Source organism: Cellulosilyticum sp. (assembly GCF_982396655.1).
This window is the reverse complement of record NZ_CEVXFV010000047.1, coordinates 23,579-32,055: the sequence shown is the minus strand read 5'-3', so window position 1 is coordinate 32,055 and position 8,477 is coordinate 23,579. Positions and strand designations below refer to the sequence as shown.

The following is an 8,477-nucleotide window of genomic DNA, read 5'->3' as shown; positions in this document are numbered from 1 at the left end:
TAAAACCTTGAAATATACATGTAGGTAAAGAGGTTTCTCACAATGATTTCACATGACTCAAAACTAGGGATAACTAAAATTTATAAATGTGAAATCTATAGATAAATAGTCTATATAATTGAAATATGCATATGGCAAATGATATAAGAGGGTTAGAATGAAGAGGCATGAAATTTATACGATAAAATATATTAATAAGTTTATAGATAAGTACTTTAATGAAGATATGGCGTTTAATATGAAGCTTATTAACACAATTACTATAGGTGGATTTCTGACATCTGCTATAAACTCGGTAATAGCAGTATTTTGTTATACATCCAAGGTGTTAATAAGCCTAAATCTGTTTTTGACAGCCTTTACATGGGGAATCTTTATATATACTAATTGGAAAAAAGATTATAAAGTAAGTGCCATTGTGGCATGTGGTGTACTTAATTTAATTTGTCTGCCTATACTTTTTATGTCTTCATCAGGTCTTACAAGTAGTATTCCAAGTTACTTTATTTTTGGGATTATTTTAAGCTTTACGTTAATAGAAGGTAAGGCGCTGCCGATTATGGTAGTTTTGGAGATTGCAGCATGTATCTTAACATATAAAATGAGGCTTGAGAAAGATAGTGGCATTATAACTTGGATTAATATACAAGAAAGTACACGAGATAATTTGTTAGGGGTTATTATAGTAAGTTTAATGACTGGAACGATGTTTTATATGCAAAAGCAGATTTTTCGCAAGCAGCATGAAGAAATGAAAAGACATAAGCAAATGTTAGAGGAATCTGTAAGGAAGATTGAACTTGCTAAGCAAGAAGCAGAAGAAGCTAACCTTGCAAAAAGTCAGTTTCTAGCAAATATGTCACATGAGATTCGTACACCTATGAATGTGATTTTAGGGATGACGGAGCTTGTTATAAGAGAAGAAATTACAGATACAGTAAGAGATAAGGCTACTAATATTCAAAGGGCAGCCACATCATTACTTTCTATTATTAATGATATATTAGATTTATCTAAGATTGAATCAGGTAAAATGGAGATTGTAAATGGCCAGTATGACCCAAGAATGGTGTTAAACGATATAGTGCAGATGATGAGATTTCGTTTAGGAGGTCGCCCAATTAAGTTGACAGTAGATATTGCAAAGGACTTACCGAGTTGGTTATATGGAGATGAAATTAGAGTGAAGCAGATTCTAGTAAATATATTGGGAAATGCAGTGAAGTATACAAATGAAGGAGAAATTAGGGTAATCCTTGATTGGGAAAGATATAGGGATGAAGCAAGGCTGAGAATAAGCATTAAAGATACAGGAATAGGTATTAAAGAAGAGGACTTAGAGAAGCTTTTTAATAGCTTTGAAAGACTCGATATAAAAAGAAATCATGGATTAGAAGGAACAGGCTTAGGTTTATGCATTTGCAAAGGATTTTTAGATTTAATGAACGGAGGCATTGAGGTAAGAAGTGTTTATGGAGAGGGAAGTGAGTTTATCATAACACTTCCTCAAAAGATTATAAACCTTATGCCTACGCGTAAGAGAATAGATTCTTTAGATGAAGAAAATCAAGTAAGCTTTAGAGCGCCTCAAGCAAGAATACTTATTGTAGATGATAACAAAGTCAATCTAGAGGTAGCCAAGGGTTTAATGGCGTGTTATAAATTTGAAATGGAGACAGTATTAAGTGGCAGGGCATGCTTAGAGGCACTTGAAAATAAGGCATATGATTTAGTCTTTATGGATCATATGATGCCAGAGATGAATGGCATTGAGACGATAAGATATATTCGAAAGCATCCACATATATACAATCAAGATACACCAATAATTGCGCTAACAGCTAATGCAATTATAGGAGCAAGGGAGGAGTTTATTAAAGAAGGATTCACAGAATATATTTCAAAGCCTATTGATGTCACTAAACTGCATAAAATCTTACTAACCTATTTACCACAAAGATTAATTGTATATGATAATAAAGTAGCGGAAGACAATAAAAAGTCGACTGGGAAACACAAGGATGAAATAAGTAGGCTGAATGATATCTTAGGCGGTCAGGTAGAAGAGGTACTTCATAAGTTAAATGGGAATACAGCACTTTATAAAGAGGTGTTAAAAACTTACGTGAAGGAAGTCACTGAAATTAGTAATAACCTTGAAGAACAGTATAAGTGGAATTTAAAGGACTTTAAAATAAATGTACATGGCATTAAGGGGATGAGCCGTAATATAGGCATATCTTATATTGCACAGATTAGTGAACAATTAGAAAGCGCAGCAAATGCGTGCAATATAAAGAAGATTGAAGAATTATTACCTCAGCTTCAAGAAGTAGTACAAAAGGTCTGCAAGGCACTGAAAGAATTTTTAGAGGAGAGCCAGTTAGAAATAACGCAGCAGGAAAAAGAATACTTATTAGAAATACAGTTTAATCAGTTAGCTGTATTAAAAAATGGCTTTGAACAGATGGATTTAGATTTATTAGATCAAGCGATAAAAGAAATTAAAAAATATAGTTATGGTAGTAATGAAGAAAAGTTTTTACAGCAAGTTAAAGAATGTATTGATGAGCTAGAATATGAAAAAGGATATGAATTAGTCAAAGGATACATGGATAGCAATTTAATCTATTGTAATTAAAAAGAAAAAGGGTGATACTGATAAAAATACTGATAAAAGTATATAGGAGGGGAGAAAGATGGCTCATATGGCGATCATGAGTTATATGGGATTTTAAAGCAAGATTATGAACGTAGATGGTAATCAATAAAGGTGCTGCTAGGAAACGAAATCTAGAGTTTCCTGGCAGCACCTTTATTACAGTAGTATGCCGTTATATTCATCTGGAGTGTTGATATTGCGAAGCACGTCGTCATTAAAAGGCGTTTCACTAATCGGCAAGATAAAAGCATCAGATATTTTAAGTAGCTTTCCAAGACGATAGTTTTCGTTCTTAATCATTTCTTCAATATAAGGCAGGAGTTGTTTGGAGTAAATGCCGCCTAGAGGAGAGAATTTACCTTCATGATCACTTAAGACTAAGGCAGAAGGTGCAGGCTTTAGTGCTTTTATTTTTTCATACATAAATTCACCAAGCTTGGCTGTCATAAAAGGCATATCACAAGCAGTTACAAAAACATAAGTATAGTCAAGTTCTTTAAGTGCTGTATAGATACCGCCCATAGGGCCAATCCCTTTAACTTCATCAATAATCATCGGATAATTTGCAAGTACAGGATTATTTAAGCGATTGAACTTCTCAGCTTCATTCACAGATAATACTACAGGAGAAAAAGGAGCCATTTCATGAACAATTTTTTCTAAAAAGCTCTCCCCTTGAAACTCCAAAAAGGCCTTATGATTGCCCCCCATACGTTTATTTTCTCCGCCCATTAAAATTAAAGTAACAATATCTTCTTTCATTGAATTAACTCCTTTCATTTCAATAAAATAACGGTCTACTATAAATATAGGATAGGCCGCCAATCTATAAATATGTATTTAATTAAATTCATTATAATCGACTTTTAAATCATAGGATATAAGATGTGTGTCATAATAGTTACTACAAATATTGCTGCCTCATAAACATAGTACTGTATTATAAGCAGAAATATGATAAAAAGCCGAAAGATGCCTACTACTTAAGTAGAATCATCTCTCGGCCTTTTACTTTTCTAATCTATAAATATTGAGAGAAACCTATTTACCTACACCTATATTTCAAGGTTTTAGTTGATTTCGCTATAGATTATTTATCTTTTTTTAACATCATTGCAAAGTTGAATAATACAAATGCAATAATAGCTGTTGTGATATAAAGTTGAAGTCCAGCTACTTGTTTGATAATATTTCCGAACATTTCATGTCCACCAGCTGTAAGGAAACCAGCAAATTTGTTAGACGCTACAATTCCAATTGCCATTGGGAAAGTAAGTCCCGCAAATCCAGGGTGGAATTTAAATGAGAAGAATTTTGGTAAGTTAATTAAAATGTAAATTAAAGAACAAAATACTGCTGCATATAAGAAATAAACAAGAATAGCATTTGGCTCAGTGATGAAGTTTAAGTAACTTACCACGCAAAGACTTGATGGTGCAAGTACAATTGCTTTTGTGTGGAAGAGTGGATCTGCTATTGGATGTTTAATAAGTCTTACAATCATAAATGGCATAATGATTACGAATGCTGCAATACCATAGTAAACAATGAATTTACAGATTGTAGGTTCATTCATCACTGTACCTGTTACAGTACTTACCATAATTCCGTTGAATGTAACGAACCAGCTTGGTACGAAAGTATTGATATTAACACCTTTTACAATATTACGATAGATGAAAACAACAAGGTGAACTGAATGCACAGCAAGACCAATTGACCATAAAGCCTTACCAATTACAGGGCTAAAGTCAAAGATGTAGCTTCCTAAAATCATTGTTATCATTGTAAGACCAGCATATAAACTAGCTGGAACAGTGTTTGAATATTCATTTTTCACAGTGTTAAAGTGGAAAATGATTTTCATAAGGTAGGCAATGACTACGAGTGCAGCAGCCCACATTGTTAGGTGGCGTACCCATGTATAGCCTAGTGGAAGGTACATATTTGAAAGTGTTGCAGCCCCTACCATTGTCGGCAGAATTGCTACAGGCATATTTTGCAGTTTAGCAATAAAAGATTTTTTTTCCATTGTTAAGCTCCTATATTAAGTTAGTCGTACTAGTATGTGAACTCAAAGTTCTCTGTGATATTGAAGAAATCTGAGTAGTCAATTTTAAAAAGTGGTTTTTTAACTTTTGAAACATCGATATTGTTACGAATAAGTTGTGTTAAAATCCCAGAGTAAGATAAATCTCCTTGTAAGATGGCACCACAGATTTTACCGTCTTTATGAACGATTTTTTTGTAGTTACCTTGAGCATCTCGTTCGATTTCAATTACATAGTTTTCAGGATCTTCAGGTTGCGCGAGACCTAGTGACATAGTAGGAATGTTTAAGAAGTTCATTGTAGACTTACTTGCAAAGAAGTCTGTCATTTCTTTAGACACGCCGCACATATTACTTGCAGCAATAATGCCTTCTTTAACAGCTACTGGCCAAATAGGATTACGCCCCGTAACGTCTCCAGCCCCGTAAATATCTGGGTGAGATGTTTGTCCAAGTGGATCAATGACAAGACCAAAACGGTCAAGTTCAATGCCGCTATCTTGTAAGAATTCTACATTAGAGCGTACCCCAGAAGCGACAACAAGTAAATCACAAGGAATTGTCTCACCAGTGTTTAAGGCGATTTCTGTAATTTCATTGTTGTCATTCATAATAAGTGTTTGTACACCTGTGCTATAAAGCTGTGTTACGCCTTCTTTAGCAAAGGCATCTTCATAAGTTTTTGCAGCAATGTGGTCTAATTGAATAGAAAGCATACGGTCTCTCATTTCAACTAAAGTAATATTTTTACCCTTGTGAAGAAGGCCACTTACAGCATCAATCCCTACAAGACCAGCACCCATGACAACGATGTTTTGAATGTTAGGAAGTCTTTCTAAGATAGCTTCACATTCATCAAGGTCATGGAAACCGATAGCATTTGTAGCTTCTTTAAGTCCTGGAATAGGTGGGAAGAATACATGTGAACCTGTTGCAATAAGGAGTTTATCAAATGGGACAATGTCGCCATTTGAAGTATGAACTTCTTTAGTAGCAGGATCTACTTTAGTGGCAAGTGTGCCAGACATCCAGTTAATATTGTATTTTTCCATAAAGTTTGGTTCTACGAATGAAAGTTGTTCTACGCTGCGGATATTTTCCATCAGATGATGCATAATACATCTAGAGTAAACTTTTTCATCCTTTGAAATTAAAGTAATTTCAGCTGTTTTATCTAATTCACGAAGTCTCTTAACGCCGCTAATCCCAGCAGCAGAAGCACCTAATACAACATATTTCATAGTCTTAAACCTCCCCTAATGTGATAGCACCCATTGGACATTTTTCTACGCACATAGGTCCTTCCTCGCGGTGAGAACACATATCACATTTCATAATTTGTTTGTGAGTAAGGGCATCACTTTTAAGTACCCCATATGGACAGGCCATAATACACATGTAGCAGCTTGCACAGTGATCTTTATTGTAATCTACGTTGCCTGTTTCAGGGTTTTTATGCATAGCACCTGTCATACAAGTATAGACACATTCTGGCTCATCACAGTGACGGCAGAAGATAGGTGCATGTTTGTTTTCACTATCGATAACGATACGGTTTCTTGGATCTATTTCATCATGGCTTACCATACATGCTGTAACGCATGTAAGGCAACCAATACATTTTTTGCGGTCGATTTTAATTCTTTTCATAATTAACGTTCTCCTACAATTTTATAAATGTTAACAGGTGTTGTTTTATATGAAGGTTCTTTTGAGTATGGATCATAAAGAGATGGTGTTAAGTTGTTAGTCTCGATGTGATGCATTGAACCATAAAGTTGATTTTCTGTAACGTTTTCAGTGATTTTTGCAAGGAATCTTGAAGTACGTCCATTAATAGAAGCTACTTCAAAGAGTTCATTTTCAGCAATACCTTTTTCAGCTGCAAGTTTTGGATGAATGTACATATAAGCCTCATCACCATAAGCATCATTTACGATACCGATTTCTCTTGTACGCACTTGTGTATGCCATTGACCTACTGTGTCGCGACCTGTGTTTAAGATATAAGGGAAATCAGCTGTTGTTGGTAATGGATTTTCTCTAATTTCTTCAAACATGAATTTCGCTTTTTTAGATGGTGTATAATAATTCCCATCTTCAAAGAGACGGCGTTCATCTTCTACTAATACATCACCTTCTCTAAATGGCCACTGAATACCTTTTGAATCTGTGAGAGCATCATAGTCAACCCCTGTAATATCACAAGGCATTCCTTTTGAACATTTTTTCATCATTTCAAAAACAGATTTTGGTGATTGCCATTTGTCAAGAAGTGAGCCCATGCCAAGCGCTTTACCTACGCCTAAGAAGACTTCAAAGTCAGTTCTTTCATTTTCACCTTTTGTAAGGACTGGGCGCATTGGAGAAAGACGTCTTTCTGTATTAATGTAAGTACCTTCTTTTTTAAGACCTGATACAACTGGGAAGAATACATCACAGTTTTCTGATGTGTGTGTATCACCGAAGATATCTTGAACGATGAAGAGGTCTAATTTTTTAATCGCTTCTTCAAAAGTACTATTGTTTACCCATGAGTGACGTGGGTTTGTACAAAGTACCCAAAGCGCTTTGATTTCACCCGCATTTATTTTTTCAATAATCACATTGTAAGGAAGAGTTGGTTTGTTAATAAGCTGTTCATCTGTAATTTCTAAAGCTTCACAAACTGCTGCTCTTCTAGCTTCATTGTCGTAGTCACCGCCGCCGTAGAGACCTGCTGTATTACTAAATGCACGAGAACCCATAGCATTACATTGACCTGTAATTGAGTTAGCGCCAGTACCTGGTTTACCCATATTACCTGTCATAAGTGCAATGTTGATGATTGATTGAGCAGTTCTTACAGCTTCGTAGCCTTGGTTGATTCCCATTGTCCACCATAAAGAGACACGCTTACCAGTGTGGATGAGTTCTGCCATTTCATAAAGGTCGCTTGTTTTAAGACCAGTTTTTTCTGCTACGATTTCTGGTGTATATTGCGCCACTAATTCTTTGAAACCATCGAAGTTTTCTGTGTGGTTTGCAATGTAATCATGATCTAAGTAGTCTTTTTCAATTAAGATATTGGCAAGACCGTAGAATAAGTAGATATCTGTTTTACCATTTACGCCGTAGTGGTAGTCAGCATTTTGTGCTGTTTCAGAGCGACGTGGGTCAATAACGATTACTTTTTTGTTTTTATTTTTACGGATACGATCCCAGATAATTGGGTGTGTTACAACTGGGTTAGCACCAATTAAGAAGATTGTATCTGATAATTCAAAGTCATTTAATGTATAAGGTGGTGCATCAAAACCAAAGCTTTGTTTGTGTGCAACGACTGAAGTTGCCATACAAAGCCTTGTATTTCCATCTACATGTCCGCGAAGGAAATTACGAAGGACGTGGCTAAAGAGTGCCATTTCTTCTAAAGGAATTTGTCCTGTACTGATTCCAGCGATAGCATCACCGCCATGTTCTTCTTTGATTGCAAGAAGTTTGTCAGCGACAAGTTTATAAGCTTCCTCCCAAGATGTTTCTTGCATTTGTCCATTTACACGGATACGTGGACGTGAGTTTTCTTTATACATAGTTTGTTGTTTATCAAGGGAAAGCCCTTTGATACATGAGAACCCTTTATTAACAGGGTAATGTGGTGTAGGTACCACTTTTAAAATTTGTTCGTTTTCTACATAGAAGTCAATGTTACATGCGAGTGCACAGAAATTACAGGTAGATTGAACTTTTTTCATATTTAAAAACCCTCTCTTTGACAATTAATTA

General features: G+C 35.2%; 6 protein-coding genes. 1 reads left to right on the top strand and 5 read right to left on the bottom strand.

All coding sequences use genetic code 11. The features are described 5' to 3' along the window. The first annotated feature begins 157 nt into the window (after positions 1–157). Positions 158–2,641: an ATP-binding protein gene (locus AC1VAQ_RS16290; protein WP_303244131.1), complete on the top strand. Its 2,484-nt coding sequence runs from the start codon at positions 158–160 to the stop codon at positions 2,639–2,641. Between the two features lie 177 nt (positions 2,642–2,818). On the opposite strand, the gene mobA is transcribed toward AC1VAQ_RS16290, so the two are convergent. From mobA to AC1VAQ_RS16265, 5 genes are all read right to left on the bottom strand, one after another. Continuing rightward, on the bottom strand, positions 2,819–3,424 hold the full coding sequence (mobA, locus tag AC1VAQ_RS16285) for a molybdenum cofactor guanylyltransferase (protein WP_302598185.1): 606 nt from the start codon (positions 3,422–3,424) through the stop codon (positions 2,819–2,821). Between the two features lie 328 nt (positions 3,425–3,752). Beyond that, complete coding sequence (locus tag AC1VAQ_RS16280) at positions 3,753–4,694, bottom strand: TDT family transporter (RefSeq protein WP_302598184.1); 942 nt, start codon at positions 4,692–4,694, stop codon at positions 3,753–3,755. Between the two features lie 29 nt (positions 4,695–4,723). Then, a complete protein-coding gene (locus tag AC1VAQ_RS16275; RefSeq protein WP_302598183.1) occupies positions 4,724–5,953 on the bottom strand; it encodes an NAD(P)/FAD-dependent oxidoreductase in 1,230 nt (409 codons plus the stop codon). A gap of 4 nt (positions 5,954–5,957) precedes the next feature. After that, on the bottom strand, positions 5,958–6,362 hold the full coding sequence (locus tag AC1VAQ_RS16270; RefSeq protein WP_302598182.1) for a 4Fe-4S dicluster domain-containing protein: 405 nt from the start codon (positions 6,360–6,362) through the stop codon (positions 5,958–5,960). 2 nt (positions 6,363–6,364) lie between these two features. Beyond that, entirely contained in the window at positions 6,365–8,446 is a 2,082-nt protein-coding gene (locus AC1VAQ_RS16265; protein WP_479904188.1) for a molybdopterin oxidoreductase family protein, read from the bottom strand. Positions 8,447–8,477 lie beyond the last annotated feature (31 nt).